The organism is Amycolatopsis sp. lyj-346, assembly GCF_046548975.1.
Taxonomy (GTDB): domain Bacteria; phylum Actinomycetota; class Actinomycetes; order Mycobacteriales; family Pseudonocardiaceae; genus Amycolatopsis.
In genome coordinates this window covers 728,892-745,518 of record NZ_JAJPWT010000002.1, presented here as the reverse complement: position 1 = coordinate 745,518, position 16,627 = coordinate 728,892, and the positions used below count along the sequence as shown (strand labels likewise).

Genomic DNA, 16,627 nt, shown 5'->3' with positions numbered 1-16,627 from the left:
GCGCCGCCGCCGACGTCGTGGCGCCACCGGCCCGTCACGGCGGCGGGGAAAGCCTTCTCTCGTCCGCTCGGTCGGCCCGGCCCGGCGCGGGACGTCCGGGAAGCGCCGGTTCGACGGTACCGTCTCGGGGGTGAGGCAGTACGACGTGGAGGGGGCCAGGGTGGTGGACCGGGCGAAGCCGGGGGAGCAGACGAGAACTTTCCCGCCGGGACCGCGGCAGCCGAGCCTGGCCGACGTCGCCGGCATGGCCGGTGTCTCGCACATGACCGTTTCGCGCGTGGTCAACGCGAGCGGGCCGGTGCGCCCGGAGACCCGCGAGCGCGTCCTCGCCGCCGTGCAGAAGCTCGGGTACCGGCCCAACACCGCCGCGCGGGCACTGGTCACCGGCCGGTCCGGCACCCTCGGTGTGGTCGCGCTCGAGTCCAATCTCTACGGACCGGCGAGCACCCTCTACGGTATCGAGAACGCGGCCCGCGAGGCCGGTTACGGCGTCGCGATCTGCAGCGTGACGCGTCCGGGCCGGACGTCGATCGGCGACGCGGTGGAGAGCCTGCGGCGCCAGGCGGTGGAGGGGATCGTCGTGATCGCCCCGCACGTGACGGCCGGGCGCGCGCTCGCGGCGGCGCCTTCGGACATCCCCCTGGTGGCCGTCGGCGGCGGCGAGTCGGCGCCGGTGCCGGTGCTCTCGGTCGACCAGTACGACGGCGCCCGCCTCGTCACCGAGCACCTGCTGTCCCTCGGCCACCGGACGGTCTGGCACCTGGCAGGCCCGGAGGACTGGCTGGAGGCCAGGGACCGGGAACGCGGCTGGCGCGAGACCCTGGAGAGCCACGGCCTGCGCGCGCCGGCGGTGGTCCGCGGCGACTGGAGCCCGCGCTCGGGCTACGAAGCGGGCCGGACGCTGGTCGGCAAGCGCGGGCTCAAGGCGGTGTTTTCGGCCAACGACCAGATGGCGCTGGGCCTGCTGCGGGCCTTCACCGAAGCGGGCATCCGGGTGCCGGAGGACGTCCACGTCGCCGGATTCGACGACGTGCCGGAAGCCGAGTACTTCACCCCACCGCTGACCACGGTCCGCCAGGACTTCATCGAGGTCGGCCGCCGCACGTTCGGCCTCCTCGAAGAGCGGATGGCGGGCGGCGACGCCGGAGCGAGGCACCTCGTGCCGGCTGAGCTGGTCGTACGGGAGAGCACCCGGCCACGCTGACGCGGCGGCTGGCCGGGACGCAGGGGCGGTGGCCGCGAGCGCCGTGCCGCCCAGTCCCGCGCCCGGCCGCACTGACCGTGACGCATCCATCCACAGTGGACAGTGCCGCGCCGAAGGTCACGCCGGCCGCCCGGTGACCGCCTCAGGTGAGGACGAGCCGGACGGCGAGTGCGGTGATCACCGCACTCGACACGAGCGCCGTCGCCAGCCGGCCCCGCCGCCCGGTGAGGACCCGGCCGAGCAGGGCCCCGCCGCCGGCGAGCGCGGCTTGCCAGCTCGCCGACGCGGCGAACGCGGCGAGCACGAACACCGCCTGGTCGAGCACCGGGACTCCCGCGCCGGCCCGGTCGCCGACCACCAGCGCGGTGAAGTAGACGACGGTCGCCGGGTTGACGAGCGTGATGCCCAGCAGGCTGACGTAGGCGCGGCCGGGGGCGAGCGGGGTGACCGGCCGCGTGGCCGGCGCGCGGTGCGAGCGCACCGCGCGCACGGTGCCGTGGGCGGCCAGCACGATCAGGACCGTCGCCGAGAGCAGCCGCAGCGGCCCGGCGAACGGCGCGATGACGCCCGCGATCGCGGCGCCGCCGAGCACGGCGACCAGCGCGTACACCCCGTCCGCCGTCGCGACGCCCATGGCGGCGGCCAGGCCGGTCCGCAGCGACGTGCGGGCGGTGAGGGCCACCAGGTACGTCCCGACGGCGCCGACCGGGATCGCGATGCCGTAGCCGGCGACGAGGCCGGCGAGCAGCGCGGCGCTCACGGCGCCGGGGCGATCGACCTCCGCGGGCGGCACGGCTGCTGCCGGGCCGGCGCGGTGGTCGCGGCGACGGTCGGCAGGAGCGGGGTGCGCTGGGTGGTCATGCGCAGATCGTGGCGGCCGCGGGTGGCGTGCGGCAACCGGGTTTTCCAGCCGGTGAGCTCCGGCGAGCTGTGCTTGAATCGCCCCGGAGGAGGCACGCGAGCGAGAGAGGGCTTTCACGATGCGGGTCGACCTGAGCGGGAAGACGGCACTGGTCACCGGCTCCACCCAGGGCATCGGCGCGGCGATCGCGGCAGGCCTCGCCGCGGCGGGCGCGCGGGTCGCGATCAACGGCCGCGGCGAGACTGGCGTCCACAAGGCCATCGCGCGGCTGCGCGAAGAGGTGCCGGACGCGGACTTCCTGCCGGCCCCGGGCGACGTCTCCGAGGAGGCCGGCGCGGCCCAGGTGGTCGAAGAGGTGCCGGACGCCGACATCCTGGTCAACAACCTCGGCATCTTCGGCGCCCAGGAGCCCCTGGAAATCACCGACGCCGACTGGCGGCGCTACTTCGAGGTCAACGTCCTCGCCGCGGTGCGGCTCACCCGCGCCTACCTGCCGGGCATGACCGACCGCGGCTGGGGCCGGATCCAGTACATCGCCAGCGATTCCGCGATCGTCATCCCCGCCGAGATGCTCCACTATGGAGTGTCGAAGACGGCGCTGCTCGGCGTGTCCCGCGGGTTCGCCAAGCACGCGGCCGGCACCGGCGTCACGGTCAACGCCGTGATCGCCGGGCCGACGCACACCGGCGGGGTCGAGGACTTCGTCTACGAGCTCGTCGACAAGGACCTGCCGTGGGAGGAAGCCCAGCGGGAGTTCATGAAGCGGCACCGCCCGCAGTCGCTGCTGCAGCGCCTGATCGAGCCCGAGGAGATCGCGCACATGGTGGTGTACCTGAGTTCGCCGTTCGCGTCGGCGACCACGGGCGCGGCGGTGCGGGTGGACGGCGGGTACGTCGACGCGATCGTGCCGTGAGCCTCACGGGGTGACCGGGACGTTCGTCAGTCCCGACCGGGCGTTGGTGACCGTGTTCGACGCGGACACCACGTTCGGGTCGGCCGCGCACTTGGACACCGAGCTGATCTTGATCGCGTAGGCGCCCACGCCGCCGAGGTCGGACTTGTTGCCACGCCAGACGTTTCCGCAGCCGTTGGCGAACGACGGGCTCGTGCTCGGGTTGTGGTTCTCGTAGCCGTTGGCGAACGTGCCGGGTGGGGCGAAGGTGCCCGTGTTGCCTTCGATCGTGTAGCCGATGCCCTTGACGTCGATCCAGGAGTCCGCCGAGTTCTGGCCGGTGATCCCGCGGCCGTCGAAGGTGTTGCCGCGGATCAGGCCGGTGAACGTGCCTTCCTTGACGTCGATCGCCTCGGCCGCGACGAACGGGCCGATGTGGTTGTCCAGCACCTGGATCCGGTCGCTGCGGTCGACGCCGCCGGAGTTGCCGTGGCAGGCCCAGTTCGAGTGGGCCGAGCCGAGGTAGACGCCTTCGCCGTAGCCCGGCTGCGCCAGACCGGTGTAGCTGATTGTGGAGTTCTTCAGCACGCTGTCGGCCGACGAGCGGCGGAAGTGCACGGCCTCCTCGTCGACGTGGTGGACGGTGACGCCGTCGATGGTGGTGTGCGGGGAGCCGTCCACGACGATGCCCTTTTTGGACTCCTGCACGGTGAACCCGCGCAGGGTCCAGTGCGGCGCACCGGAGAGCCACAGGCCGTAGCCGGAGTCCCAGCCGGCCGCCGGTGCCGGGCAGCCGGGCCCGTCGCCCGAGGGACCGTCGTTGATCAGGACGGCGTTCGCCTGGCCGGACAGCGTGATCGGGTTGGCCGCGGTGCCGGCTTTCGTGGTGACGAAGGAGCCGCGGTAGGTGCCGGCCGCGAGCCGGATCGCCTGCCCCGGGGCGGCGTTCGCGAGGGCGGCCTGGAGCTGGGCGGCCGTGGCGACGTCGAAGACGTCGCCGTCGGGCGGGGGAGTGGTGGCAGCCGAGAGCGTGGCTCCGGCGGGCTCCGGACCACCGAGCGCGGCGATGGTGGCGGCGGCGACGGCGGCGGCGATGGCGGCGCCGAGGAGAACGGTGTGGCGCGACGATGATCGTGGGGACACCGATGGCCTCCGGGAAGCGGAGCTGCGGAGGTGTTGCGGCGGACACCCGGACTTTCCCTTTATAGGTTACCGGCCCCACGGCCGTCAACAGAATGAACAATGGTCACGTATGTGAACAGTGGGCGGTAACTCTTTACGGTGACGTCGAGCTGAAGAGGTGGCGCGCGGGGAATTCTCTCCGGTGAACCCCTTGGCACGCAGGGGAAAGCTTGGCGGAAGGAGAGCACGATGAACACCCGGATCGCTTCTTGGGCAACGGCCGCTGCACTCACGGTTTCCGCGGCGGTCGCCACGGCCGCACCGGCGTCGGCGGACATGGTGCCGGGCAGCAAGACCCAGTTCTACGCCTATTGTTCGGTGGACCTGCTCGGGGTGCCGGTCGGCTGCACGCAGGCCGACGAGACGCACTCGTCGCACATCTGCCAGTACGTCGCCACGGCACTCGGCCTGGGCCTCGACTGCATCCAGCGCTCCGCGAAGTGACCCGCCGGGCCCCACCGGCCACCCCTGACGCCGCCTTCGGGACGAAATCGGGACATTTCTGGTTCACGCCTGTCGAACAGCCCCGACGAACCGGCGATCTTCTCCGGACACAGTGACCGGTGTGCGCTGACCGAGCGCACACCGGCACCCGGAGGAGACCGATGGCCCGTACCCGCATCCCACCCGTCGCCGCGGGGGTGGCCGCCGCCGTGGCCGTGGTGCTCGCCGCCGGCTGCTGGGTCGTCTTCCCGCCCGAAACCGCCGGGCGGGCGCTCGCCGCGCGGCCGGATGCCGGCCTTGCACTGCCGTGGCCGTCCGGCGGGCAGGCTGGTGCCGAGGTGCAGAACCTCGGCTCGCTCGGCAGCCGCGGTGGGCGGCAGCCGGTGCCGATCGCCAGCCTCACCAAGGTCATGACCGCCTACGTGGTGCTCAAGGAGCACCCGCTCGGCCCCGGCGAGGCCGGCCCCGAAATCACCGTCGACCAGCAGGCCGAGGCCGAGTCCACCTCGGCCGAGGAGTCGAGCGCACCGGTCCGCGCGGGACGGCGGCTCAGCGAGCGTGACCTGCTCGCCCTGATGCTCATCCCCTCCGGGAACAACGTCGCCCGGCTGCTCGCCCGGTGGGACGCCGGCAGCCAGGAGGCCTTCGTCGCGAAGATGAACCGCGAAGCCGCGGCGCTCGGCATGACCGGCACCACCTACACCGGTGCCAGTGGCGTCGAGGACTCGACCACGAGCACCGCCACCGACCAGCTCAGGCTGGCCCGCGAGGCGATGAAGAACCCGGTGATCCGGGCGATCGCCGCCACCCCGAGCCTGCGGATCGACGGCGTGCCGGGCACGGTCGTCAACACCAACACCCTCCTCGGCCGCAACGGCGTCATCGGGCTGAAGACCGGCTCGTCGACCGCCGCCGGCGGCGCCCTGATGTGGGCCGCGCGGACGCCCGGCGGGGCCCTGGTCCTCGGCGTCGTCCTCCACCAGAACCCGGGCGGGACGCCGGCGGCCGGGCTGCGGGCCGCGCTCGAGAACAGCGAGAAGCTCATCGCCGCGATCCAGCGGGAACTGCCGGGGGCCACCCGATGACCGTGACGGCCGAGCGGCCGGCCTCCGCCCGCGGGACCTGGCGCCGCGGCCGCGTCATCGCCGCCTTCGCCGTCCTGGCGGCGCTGCTGCCGCTCGCGCACCCGCTGGTGCCCAACCGGCCGGGCAACGCCGGCAGCCTGCTGGAGACGTTCCTGCCCTGGACCGGGCTGCTCGTCGTGCCGCTGCTGGTCGCGGCGCTGGTCCGGCGCTCGGCGCTCGCCCTCGTGGCCCTCCTGCTGCCGGCACTGGTCTGGGGCGGCTCCTTCGGCGGCCGGCTCTTCGACCGGCGCGAGCACGGCGGGGACCTCACGGTCGTCTCGCACAACGTCAACGACGAGAACCCGGATCCGGTGGGCACCGCGCGTGCACTGGCCGCCGCCGGCGCCCAGGTGATCGCGCTCGAGGAGCTGAAGAAGTCCGAGGTCCCGAAGTACGAAGACGTCCTCGCCGCCGGTTACCCGTACCACTCCGTCCAGGGCACCGTCGGCGTCTGGAGCACCTTCCCGCTGCGCGGCACGCGGCCGGTGGCGATCATGCCGTGGACCCGTGCCCTGCAGACCACAGTGGACACTCCGAAGGGGCCGGTGGCGGTCTTCGTGGCGCACCTGCCTTCGGTGCGCGTGCGCCTCGACGCGGGGTTCACCGCGAACGGCCGCGACGCGGCGATGGACCTGCTCGCCGACGCCGTCGCCGCGGAATCCGCGCCGCGGACGATCCTCGTCGGCGATTTCAACGGCACCGCCGACGACCGCGCGCTGGCGCCGATCACCGCGCGGCTGCGGGCCGCGCAGGACGAAGCCGGCGACGGCTTCGGCTTCACCTGGCCCGCCGCGCTGCCCCTGGCCCGGATCGACCAGGTCTTCGTCTCCGGCGTGCGGCCGGTGGCGGCCTGGACGCTGCCCGCGACCGGCAGCGACCACCTGCCCGTGGCCGCCACCGTGGCGTACTGATCTCCGCGAAGCCGGAGCTGTCGAAGCGCCCGCCGAAGGCCTGTGGTAGAGGCCCCGCGGGAGCGGCGAACATGCCGTTGAACACCGGGCCGTGCTGACGGGCGGTGAATTTCGAACGACGCTCCGCGCAGGTCGCGCCGTCGAATTCGTCGTTGGGGGCGTGTGAAGGGCATGTGACTAGACCGTTACGCGACCCGCTCTTGACCCCGTGGGTGTTATCGCTAACACTAACTCCTCGTCGTCACCGGAACGAGTGACGCAGCCCATGTCGGAGCGGACGGAAGGGGACGCCGGTGGCCGAACGACCCCGCTCCGGCGGACCCCTCAAGGCGACCGCGGCCGGGACGCGGCAGCCGAGCCTGACCGACGTCGCGGGGGTGGCGGGCGTGTCCCACATGACCGTGTCCCGGGTGATCAACGGGACCGGACCGGTGCGCCCGGAAACCCGGGCCCGGGTGCTCGCGGCGATCGAGGAACTGGGCTACCGGCCCAATTCCGCGGCCCGCGCGCTGGTCACCGGGCGGACCGGCACGCTCGGCGTCGTCGCGCTCGAGTCCAATCTGTACGGTCCGGCCAGCACGCTGTACGGCATCGAGAACGCCGCCCGGGAAGCCGGGTACGCGATCACCATCTCGAGCGTCAGCCGGCCGGGCCGGTCGTCGATCGCCGACGCGGTGGAAAACCTGCGCCGCCAGGCGGTCGAGGGCGTCATCGTGATCGCCCCGCACGTCAGCGCGGGCCGGGCCCTGGAAGCCGCGCCGGCGGACTTCCCGGTCGTCGCGGTCGGCGGCGGGGAGGCGGCGCCGGTGCCGGTCATCTCCGTCGACCAGCGCGACGGCGCCCGCCGCGCCACCGAACACCTCCTGGCGCTGGGCCACCGCACCGTGTGGCACATCGCCGGGCCGGAAGACTGGCTGGAAGCCCGCGACCGCGAGCTCGGCTGGCGGGAAACCTTGGAGCGCCACGGCGTCGGGGTCCCGCGGGTGATCCGCGGCGACTGGAGTTCGCGGTCGGGCTACGAGGCGGGGCGATCCCTCGCCAAGGAACAGGATCTGGACGCCGTCTTCGCCGGCAACGACCAGATGGCACTGGGTCTGCTGCGCGCGTTCGCCGAAGCGGGCATCTCGGTGCCGCGGGACGTGCGCGTGGCGGGCTTCGACGACGTCCCCGAGGCGGCGTACTTCACGCCGCCGCTGACGACGGTGCGCCAGGACTTCATCGAAGTCGGACGGCGTACGTTCGGCCTGCTGGCCGGGCGGATGGACGGAGGCGACCGGCACGCGCGCGCCCTGGTCGTCCCCGAGTTGATCGTGCGCGAGAGCACCGGACCGCGGTAGCGCGGCGGCCGGCGCGGACCCGGTGGTCCCCGAGGGATTGTTAGCGCTAACACGCAATGAGTTTTTGCTTGACACTGCTTCACCCGAAGTCCCCACAAAGGTTTTCCCACAGATCATCGTCGATCGAGGAGTGAACGTGCTGAAGAAGCGATGGGCCGCCGCCGCGGCCGCGGCGGCCGGACTGGTGCTGCTCACCGCCTGCGGGAGCGGCGGTTCGTCCGGCAGCTCGGGCGGGGCGATCACGCTCGGCTTCGCCCAGGTGGGCGCCGAGAGCGGCTGGCGGACGGCGAACACCAAGTCCATCCAGGAATCCGCGAAGACCGCCGGGATCGAGCTGAAGTTCTCCGACGCGCAGCAGAAGCAGGAGAACCAGATCTCCGCGATCCGCTCGTACATCCAGCAGAAGGTCAAGGTCATCGCCTTCTCGCCGGTGGTCGAGTCCGGCTGGGACACCGTCCTCAAGGAAGCCAAGAACGCCAACATCCCGGTCATCCTCACCGACCGGGCGATCGACTCCCCGGACAAGTCGCTCTACAAGACCTTCCTGGGCTCCGACTTCGTCGCCGAGGGCAAGAAGGCGGGGGAGTGGCTGACCAAGGAGTTCGGCAGCGCCGCCGGCCAGGTCAACATCGTCGAACTGCAGGGCACCACGGGCTCGGCGCCGGCGAACGACCGCAAGAAGGGCTTCGGCGACGTCATCGCCGCGGACCCGAAGTACAAGATCGTCGCGTCGCAGACCGGTGAGTTCACCCGGGCCAAGGGCAAGGAGGTCATGGAGGCCTTCCTGAAGTCCCAGCCCAAGATCGACGTGCTCTACGCCCACAACGACGACATGGCCCTCGGCGCCATCGAGGCCATCGAAGCCGCCGGCAAGGTCCCGGGCAAGGACATCAAGATCGTCTCGGTGGACGCCGTGAAGGACGGGATGCAGGCGCTGGCCGACGGCAAGATCAACCACATCGTCGAGTGCAACCCGCTGCTCGGCCCGCAGCTGATGGACCTGGTCAAGAAGGTCGCCGCCGGCGAGCAGGTGCCCGCCCGCATCGAGACCCAGGAAACCGAGTTCGACCAGGCGTCGGCCAAGGCCGCGCTTCCGCAGCGCCAGTACTGACAACCGCCTGCGGGTCGTGAGTGGTAGCGCGGGTTCCAGCCCGCATCACCACTCACGACCCCCGCGTCCACCCCGGAGCACAGCAAATGCCTGAACCGCAACCCATGGTGCGGATGAGCGGTATCCGCAAGGAGTTCCCCGGCGTCCTCGCCCTCGACGGGGTCGGCTTCCGGATGTTCCCCGGCGAAGTGCACGCCCTCATGGGCGAGAACGGCGCCGGGAAGTCCACCCTCATCAAGGTGCTCACCGGGGTGTACGGGGTGGACGCGGGCACGATCGAACTCAACGGCGACGACGTCGCCTTCAGCGGGCCCGGCGAGGCCCAGCAGGCCGGCATCAGCACGGTCTACCAGGAAGTCAACCTCTGCCCGAACCTGTCGGTGGCGGAGAACGTCTGCCTCGGCCGGGAACCCCGCCGCTTCGGCCGCATCCAGTGGGGCCCGATGCGGCAGCGGGCCGAGGAGCTGCTGGCCCGGCTGGACGTCCACGTTGACGTCTCGGCCGAGCTGTCCACCTGCTCCATCGCGGTGCAGCAGCTGGTCGCGATCGCCCGCGCGCTCGACGTCGACGCACGGGTGCTCGTCCTCGACGAACCGACGTCCAGTTTGGACGCCGGCGAGGTCGAACAGCTGCTCAAGGTCGTCCGGTCCCTGCGCGACAGCGGCATGGCGATCCTGTTCGTCTCCCACTTCATCGACCAGGTCTTCGCCATCGCCGACCGGATGACCGTGCTGCGCAACGGCAAGCTCATCGGCGAGTACCGCACCGCGGACATCACGCCGGTCGAGCTGGTCACCAAGATGATCGGCAAGGAACTCGACGTTCTGGAAAAGCTCGAGGAGTCCGGCCCCAGCCGGGCCGAGGTCGCCGGCGCGCCGGTGCTGCTGGCCGCCGAAGGCCTCGGCCGCAAGGGCGGGGTCGCGCCCTTCGACCTCGCCATCCACGCCGGCGAGGTCGTCGGGCTGGCCGGTCTGCTCGGCTCCGGGCGCACCGAACTGGCCCGGCTGCTCTTCGGCGCCGACCACGCCGACAGCGGCTCGGTGCAGGTCGACGGCAAGACCACCGCGCTGCGCACCCCGCGCGCGGGGCTCGACCACAAGATCGCGTTCCTCTCGGAGAACCGCAAGGCCGAAGGGCTCGTCGAAGAGCTCACCGTCCGGGAGAACATCGTCCTCGCGCTCCAGGCCTCCCGCGGCTGGGCGCGGCCGCTGTCCCGCCGCCGCCAGGACGAAATCGCCGAGAAGTACATCAAGGCGCTCGACATCCGGCCCGCCAACCCCGAAGCGCTGGTGGGCAACCTCTCCGGCGGCAACCAGCAGAAGGTGCTGCTGGCCCGCTGGCTCATCACCGAACCGCGGCTGCTCATCCTCGACGAGCCCACCCGCGGCATCGACATCGGCGCCAAGACGGAGATCCAGCGGCTGGTCACCCAGCTCTCGGCCGACGGCATGGCCGTCGTGTTCATCTCCGCCGAACTGGAGGAAGTCCTGCGGCTGAGCCACCGCGTCGTGGTGCTGCGGGACCGCAAAGTCGTGGCGGAGCGGGAAAACCAGGCGCTCACCGCGGACGAGATCATGGCCACGATGGCCGAGGGGGTGCAGGCATGACCCGCATGACGAAACACCGGCTCTTCTGGCCCGTGGTGGCCCTGCTGGTGCTGCTGCTGGGCGACCTGATCGCCAGCCCGTCGTTCTTCAAGATCGAGCTGCGCGACGGGCACCTCTACGGGAACCTCATCGACATCCTCAAGAACGGCGCCCCGCTGATCCTCATCGCGATCGGCATGACGCTGGTCATCGCCACCCGCGGTATCGACCTGTCGGTCGGCTCGGTGGTGGCGATCAGCGGCGCGCTCGCGTGTCTCTGGGTCAGCGACAACCCGGACGGCATCGGCACCACGCTGATCGCGTTCGGGCTGGCGCTCGGCCTTTCGCTGCTGCTCGGGGTGTGGAACGGCTGGCTCGTCGCGGCACTGGGCATCCAGCCGATCATCGCCACGCTGATCCTCATGGTCGCCGGCCGGGGCATCGCGCAGCTGATCACCGACGGGCAGATCATCACCGTCAACTCCCACTCCTTCGAGTGGATCGGCAGCGGCTTCCTGTTCGCCCTGCCCGGCGCCATCCTCATCGCGCTGGCGGTGTTCGCCCTGGCGTCGGTGCTCGTCCGCCGGTCCGCGCTCGGCCTGCTGGTCGAGGCCGTCGGCGGCAACCCCGAAGCCAGCCGGCTGGCCGGCCTCCGCTCGGCGCGGCTGACCTGGCTCGTCTACGTCTTCTGCGCCCTCTGCGCGGGCATCGCGGGCCTGATGATCAGCGCCAACGTGCACAGCGCCGACGGCAACCACGCCGGCCTGTTCATCGAACTCGACGCGATCCTCGCCGTCGTCGTCGGCGGCACCCAGCTGACCGGCGGCCGGTTCTCCCTCGGCGGCGCGGTGATCGGCGCGCTGCTCATCCAGACGCTCACCACCACCGTCTACGCCCTCGGCATCCCGCCCGAGGCGATCATGTTGTTCAAGGCCCTGGTCGTGCTGGCGGTGTGCCTCCTGCAGTCGCCGGCCTTCCGCCGGAAGCTCCGGCGCCGCCGGACGCACCGGCCGGGACAGCCGGCCGCCACGCCCGCTCCCGAGAAGGTGGAGGTCACGGCATGACCACCCTCGCCCGTGTCAAGGGCTACCGGCCCCAGCAGCGGCACTTGCCGATCCTGGCCACGATGGCGCTGCTGGTCGGGGCGTACATCTTCGGCGCGTCCAGCTACGACGCGTTCGGCTCCGGCCAGGTCATCCTCGACCTGTTCATCAACAACGCCTTCCTGCTCGTGGTCGCGGTCGGGATGACGTTCGTGATCCTCACCGGCGGCATCGACCTGTCCGTCGGCTCGGTGGTCGCGCTGTCCACGGTGGTCTCCGGCGACCTGCTGCAGAAGCAGGGCTGGCCGTCGTGGGCGGCGATCGCGGTGGTGCTGCTGATCGGGGCGCTGCTCGGGGCCGGGATGGGCGCGCTCATCCACTTCTTCGACATCCAGCCGTTCATCGCGACGCTGATCGGGATGTTCTTCGCCCGCGGCCTCTGCTACACGATCACCACCGAGGCGTACTCGATCGACAACGCGACGATCGCGACGCTGGCCCAGGCCCAGATCCCGCTCGGGCCCGAGCTGCACATCTCGATCAGCGTGGTGGTCGCCCTGCTGGTCGTCGCCGCCGCGGCCTACGTCCTCGCCTTCACCCGGTTCGGGCGCACGGTGTACTCGATCGGCGGCAACGCGCAGTCCGCGATGCTGATGGGGCTCAAGACCGGCCGCACCAAGATCGCGGTGTACACGATCAGCGGGGTCTGCTCGGCACTCGGCGGGCTGCTGCTGGTCCTCTACAAGTCCTCGGGCGACCCGCTCAACGGCGTCGGCCTCGAGCTGACGGCGATCGCCGCGGTCGTCATCGGCGGCACCATCCTCACCGGCGGGTCCGGGTACGTGCTCGGGACCGTGCTCGGGATCATGGTGCTGGGCATCATCCAGACCCTGATCACCTTCGACGGCACCCTCAACTCCTGGTGGACCTCGATCATCACCGGGGCCCTCCTGTTCGTCTTCATCGTCCTGCAACGCCTCGTCACCCGACGGACCCGCTAGTACGGAAGGGCACTTTCCCGTGAAAGTGCCCTTCCGCTCGACACTCGAGGGAGAGTCATGCTCCGCAGATTGCGGCGGCCCCTGGCCGTGCTGGCGGCACTGGCGTTGGGCTCCGGGGTGCCGGTCGCCGTGGCTCCGGCCGCGTCGGCCGAGGCGGCGCCGGCCGGGCACTGGACGTTCGACGACGGCAGCGGCACGACCGCCGCCGACACCGCGGGCAGCCATCCCGCGACGTTGACCGGGGGCGCGACCTGGGGCCCGGGGATCCGCGGCGGGGCACTGGCGACGGACGGGGCCACCGGTTTCGCCGATGCCGGGGCGCCCGTGCTCGACACGACCAAGAGCTTCTCGGTGAGCAGCTGGGTGAAGCTCGGCAAGACGTCCGGGTTCCAGACGTTCGTCAGCGTCGACGGCACCCAGGTGAGCAACTTCTTCCTGCAGTTCCGCGACGACTCCCGCCGGTTCGCCTTCACCCGGCTGGCCGGGGACGCCCCGACCGACGGGGTGGTCGCCTCGGCGAACTTCGACCCGGTCGCCGGCCAGTGGTACCAGCTGACCGGCGTGTTCGACGCGAGCACGTCGACGCTGTCGCTGTACGTCGACGGCACCCGCCAGGCCACCGTCGCCGCGCCCACGGCGTGGGCGGGCACCGGGCACCTGGTGATCGGCCGCGGCAAGTACGGCGGCAACCCGGTGGACTTCGTCGACGGCTCGATCGACGACGTCCGTGCCTACTCGGGCGCCCTGACCGCGGCCGACGCCGCCCGCCTGGCCATCGCCGGCCACTGGGGCCTCGACGAGGGCACCGGCACCACCGCGGCCGACGGCTCCCTCGACGCGCGCACCGCCACCCTGACCGGCGGCGCCGCCTGGGGTGACGGTGTCGTCGGCCCGCACGGGGGCGTGTTCAACGGCACCGACGCCGCGGTCGACGCCCCGGCCCCGGTGGTGGACACCGCGCAGAGCTTCTCGGTGTCGGCGTGGCTCAAGCCCACCACGGCCGCCGGCTTCCGGACGGCGGTCAGCGTCGACGGCTCGACGATCAGCGGCTTCTACCTCCAGCGCACGGCCGACGGCCGCTTCGCCTTCACGCGCCGCGCGGGCGACGGCGACACCGCTTCCTCCTCGGCGGTGTCGACGTTGCCCGCACAGGCCGACCAGTGGCAGCACGTGACCGGCGTCTACAACCGCGCGGCCGGCACGCTTTCCCTGTACGTCAACGGGACCCTGCAGCAGAGCGTCCCGTTCACCACGCCGTGGACCGCGGGCGGGCACCTGGAGATCGGGCGCGGCAAGTGGGCGGGCAGCCCCGCCGACTGGTTCGCCGGTGGCATCGACGACGTCCGCGCGTATGCGACGCCGCTGACCGCCTCCGCCGTCTCGGCGCTGGCCGCGAGCGGGTCGTGGCACTTCGACGAAGGTGCCGGCACGGTGGCGCGGGACGCCTCGGCGAACGCCGCCGACGGCACCCTCAAGGGCGCGACCTGGACCGCCGGCGCGGCGGGCAAGGCCGTCCAGCTGGACGGAAAGTCCACTGTGGACATGGGCGGCTCGCCCGCGTTCGACACCGGCACCGGCTCGCTGTCACTGGCCGCGTGGTTCCGCACCACCGCGTCGGGCACCATCGCCGGCCACGGTGACGGCTACGCGCTCGGGGTGACCGGCGGCAAGCTGACCGCCCGCGTCGGCACGATCCAGGTGACCACGAACGGCGGCGGCCTCGCCGACGGCAACTGGCACCACGCCGCCCTCGTCCTCGACCGCGCTTCGCAGCGGCTCACCGTCTACGCCGACGGCGACGCGTCCGCGGTCACCAGCACCTGCGGTACGCCGGCCGGCACGACCCTCGACGTCTCCGCCTGCCCGGCTTCGGGCACCGCGGCGGCCCCGTTCACCGTCGGCTCCGGGTTCACCGGCGCCGTCGACGAGGTCGAGCTGCGCCGCTTCCCGCTCACCGCCGCGCAGATCGGCACCCTCGCCGGGGCCAACCAGCTCGCGGTGGACGCCAACGTCGTCCGCGCCAACACCCGGCCGACGACGTACGGCTCGATCCTCGAAGACATCAGCCACTCGGTCGAGGGCGGGCTCTACGCCGAGCTCGTCCGCAACCGCACCTTCAAGGAGGGCTACCAGCCCGGCAGCGGCGCGGGCAACACGCCGGTGCCGTACTGGTCGCTGCTCACCTCGGCCGGGGCGACCGGCACCTACTCGGTCGACACGGCGAACCCGCTGAACACGGCGCTCGACCGCTCGCTGAAGCTGCACGCGGACACGGTGCCGGCCGCCGGCCGGGTGGCCGCCGCCAACGTCGGCTTCTACGGCGTCGCCGCGAAGCCGTCCACCAAGTACACCGGCAGCTTCTTCGCCAAGGGCAGCTGGACCGGCGGTGTCCGGGTCAGCCTGGAGAAGCCGGACGGCACGGTGCTGGCGAGCAAGGACCTCCAGCCGGCCGGGGCGAGCTGGGCGCAGCAGACGTTCAGCTTCACCACGCCGTCGACGATCACGGCGTCCACCGACAACCGGATCATCGTGTCCCTGGTCAACAAGGGCCGGACCGCGCTGAGCGGGGACGCCTGGTTCCAGCAGGTGTCGCTGTTCCCGCCGACGTTCAAGAACCGGGCCAACGGCGTCCGCGCCGACCTCGGGCAGAAGCTCGCGGCGATGAAGCTCGGCCTGTTCCGCGTCCCGGGCGGCAACTACCTCGAGGGCAGCACCCTCGACACCCGGTTCGCGTGGAAGAACACCATCGGGCCACTGGAACAGCGGCCCGGCCACCAGAACACCGCGTGGGGCTACTGGTCCACCGACGGCTTCGGCATCCTCGACTACCTCAAGCTCGCCGAGGACATCGGCGCCCAGCCGCTGCTCGGGCTGTTCGCCGGCTACACCCTCAACGGCCAGCACGTCGACCAGGCCGACTACCCGCAGTACGTCCAGGAAGCCCTCGACGAGATCGAGTACGCCATCGGCGACGCCTCGACGACGTGGGGCGCCAAGCGCGCCGCCGACGGGCACCCGGCGCCGTTCGACCTGCGCTACGTCGAGGTCGGCAACGAGGACTGGTTCGACACCTCGGGCAGCTACGCCTGGCGCTTCACCGACATGTTCAACGCCATCAAGGCGAAGTACCCGCAGCTGACCGTCATCGCCAGCACCGGCGGGCTGCAGGGCGGCGCCGCGTCGAGCACGCCGACCGGGGTGCGCCCGGACGCCGCGGACGACCACTACTACCAGTCGCCGCAGTGGTTCACCGACAACTCGACCCGCTACGACACCGCCGACCGCAGCGGACCGGAGATCCTCGTCGGCGAGTACGGCGCCCAGGACGGCCGTCCCACCGGCACCCTGGCCGCGGCGATCGGCGAGGCCGCCTTCCTCACCGGCCTCGAACGCAACAGCGATATCGTCATCGGCTCGATGTACGCGCCGGTGCTGGTGCACGAGAACCAGTCCAACTGGCCGGTCAACCTGATCGGCCTCGACGCCGGGAGCAGCTACGGTTCGCCGTCGTACTGGGTGCAGCAGATGTTCTCCAGCACCCTCGGCAAGCAGATCGTGACCAGCCGCCTCAACCAGGGCAGCCCCCTGCGGCAGGTGGTCAACGTGACCACGAAGAGCGGAAGGAAGACCTTCACGGTCAAACTCGTCAACCCGACCGGGCAGGTGCAGACCGCACGGCTGTCGCTCACCGGCGTCACCGCCGTCGACGGCACCGGCACGCTCACCACGCTCACCGGCGACCCGGCGGGGCGCAACAGCCTCGCCGCGCCGACCGCCATCGTGCCGCAGACCAGGGAGATCACCGGTCTGGCGGCGACGTCGAAGCTGACGTTGCCCGCCAACTCGGTGACGACGCTGGTCCTCACCGGCCGCTAGAACGCCGGGGCGCGGCGCGTTCACCGCCGCCCGCGCCGCGTCCCGGTCACCAAC

13 protein-coding genes are annotated in these 16,627 nt (G+C 71.8%); 11 read left to right on the top strand and 2 right to left on the bottom strand.

The features are described 5' to 3' along the window. The first annotated feature begins 160 nt into the window (after positions 1 to 160). Positions 161 to 1,204, top strand: coding sequence for a LacI family DNA-binding transcriptional regulator (locus tag ACLJQE_RS09735; RefSeq protein ID WP_410639170.1), 1,044 nt, complete (start codon positions 161 to 163; stop codon positions 1,202 to 1,204). Positions 1,205 to 1,346: 142 nt separating this feature from the next. Here the strand turns inward: ACLJQE_RS09735 and ACLJQE_RS09730 are convergent, their stop codons facing one another. Next, positions 1,347 to 1,964: a LysE family transporter gene (locus ACLJQE_RS09730; RefSeq protein WP_410638809.1), complete on the bottom strand. Its 618-nt coding sequence runs from the start codon at positions 1,962 to 1,964 to the stop codon at positions 1,347 to 1,349. A 220-nt stretch (positions 1,965 to 2,184) separates the two neighbouring features. Here ACLJQE_RS09730 and ACLJQE_RS09725 point away from each other — a divergent pair, with 220 nt between their 5' ends. Continuing rightward, a complete protein-coding gene (locus tag ACLJQE_RS09725; protein WP_410638808.1) occupies positions 2,185 to 2,979 on the top strand; it encodes an SDR family NAD(P)-dependent oxidoreductase in 795 nt (264 codons plus the stop codon). Between the two features lie 3 nt (positions 2,980 to 2,982). Here the strand turns inward: ACLJQE_RS09725 and ACLJQE_RS09720 are convergent, their stop codons facing one another. Then, the gene (locus ACLJQE_RS09720; protein WP_410638807.1) at positions 2,983 to 4,101 is read right to left on the bottom strand and encodes a right-handed parallel beta-helix repeat-containing protein; all 1,119 of its coding nucleotides are present in this window, start codon (positions 4,099 to 4,101) and stop codon (positions 2,983 to 2,985) included. A 228-nt stretch (positions 4,102 to 4,329) separates the two neighbouring features. Here ACLJQE_RS09720 and ACLJQE_RS09715 point away from each other — a divergent pair, with 228 nt between their 5' ends. The 9 genes from ACLJQE_RS09715 to ACLJQE_RS09675 all read left to right on the top strand — a co-directional run bounded on the left by ACLJQE_RS09715 (position 4,330) and on the right by ACLJQE_RS09675 (position 16,573). Next, positions 4,330 to 4,584: a hypothetical protein gene (locus tag ACLJQE_RS09715; protein WP_410638806.1), complete on the top strand. Its 255-nt coding sequence runs from the start codon at positions 4,330 to 4,332 to the stop codon at positions 4,582 to 4,584. A 161-nt stretch (positions 4,585 to 4,745) separates the two neighbouring features. After that, the gene (locus ACLJQE_RS09710) at positions 4,746 to 5,669 is read left to right on the top strand and encodes a D-alanyl-D-alanine carboxypeptidase family protein (RefSeq protein WP_410638805.1); all 924 of its coding nucleotides are present in this window, start codon (positions 4,746 to 4,748) and stop codon (positions 5,667 to 5,669) included. Next, positions 5,666 to 6,619 (top strand): endonuclease/exonuclease/phosphatase family protein, encoded by a 954-nt coding sequence (locus ACLJQE_RS09705; protein ID WP_410638804.1) that lies wholly within the window; start codon positions 5,666 to 5,668, stop codon positions 6,617 to 6,619. The genes ACLJQE_RS09710 and ACLJQE_RS09705 overlap by 4 nt, the downstream gene beginning before the upstream one ends. Before the next feature lie 293 nt (positions 6,620 to 6,912). Then, entirely contained in the window at positions 6,913 to 7,956 is a 1,044-nt protein-coding gene (locus tag ACLJQE_RS09700) for a LacI family DNA-binding transcriptional regulator (RefSeq protein WP_410638803.1), read from the top strand. A 130-nt stretch (positions 7,957 to 8,086) separates the two neighbouring features. Continuing rightward, positions 8,087 to 9,067, top strand: coding sequence for an ABC transporter substrate-binding protein (locus ACLJQE_RS09695; RefSeq protein ID WP_410638802.1), 981 nt, complete (start codon positions 8,087 to 8,089; stop codon positions 9,065 to 9,067). 104 nt (positions 9,068 to 9,171) lie between these two features. Then, the gene (locus ACLJQE_RS09690) at positions 9,172 to 10,674 is read left to right on the top strand and encodes a sugar ABC transporter ATP-binding protein (protein ID WP_410639169.1); all 1,503 of its coding nucleotides are present in this window, start codon (positions 9,172 to 9,174) and stop codon (positions 10,672 to 10,674) included. Beyond that, a complete protein-coding gene (locus ACLJQE_RS09685; RefSeq protein WP_410638801.1) occupies positions 10,671 to 11,717 on the top strand; it encodes an ABC transporter permease in 1,047 nt (348 codons plus the stop codon). Before ACLJQE_RS09690 ends, ACLJQE_RS09685 begins: the two co-directional genes overlap by 4 nt. Further along, positions 11,714 to 12,697: a galactofuranose ABC transporter, permease protein YjfF gene (gene yjfF, locus ACLJQE_RS09680; protein WP_410638800.1), complete on the top strand. Its 984-nt coding sequence runs from the start codon at positions 11,714 to 11,716 to the stop codon at positions 12,695 to 12,697. The genes ACLJQE_RS09685 and yjfF overlap by 4 nt, the downstream gene beginning before the upstream one ends. A 57-nt stretch (positions 12,698 to 12,754) precedes the next feature. Next, a complete protein-coding gene (locus ACLJQE_RS09675; protein WP_410638799.1) occupies positions 12,755 to 16,573 on the top strand; it encodes a LamG-like jellyroll fold domain-containing protein in 3,819 nt (1,272 codons plus the stop codon). Positions 16,574 to 16,627 lie beyond the last annotated feature (54 nt).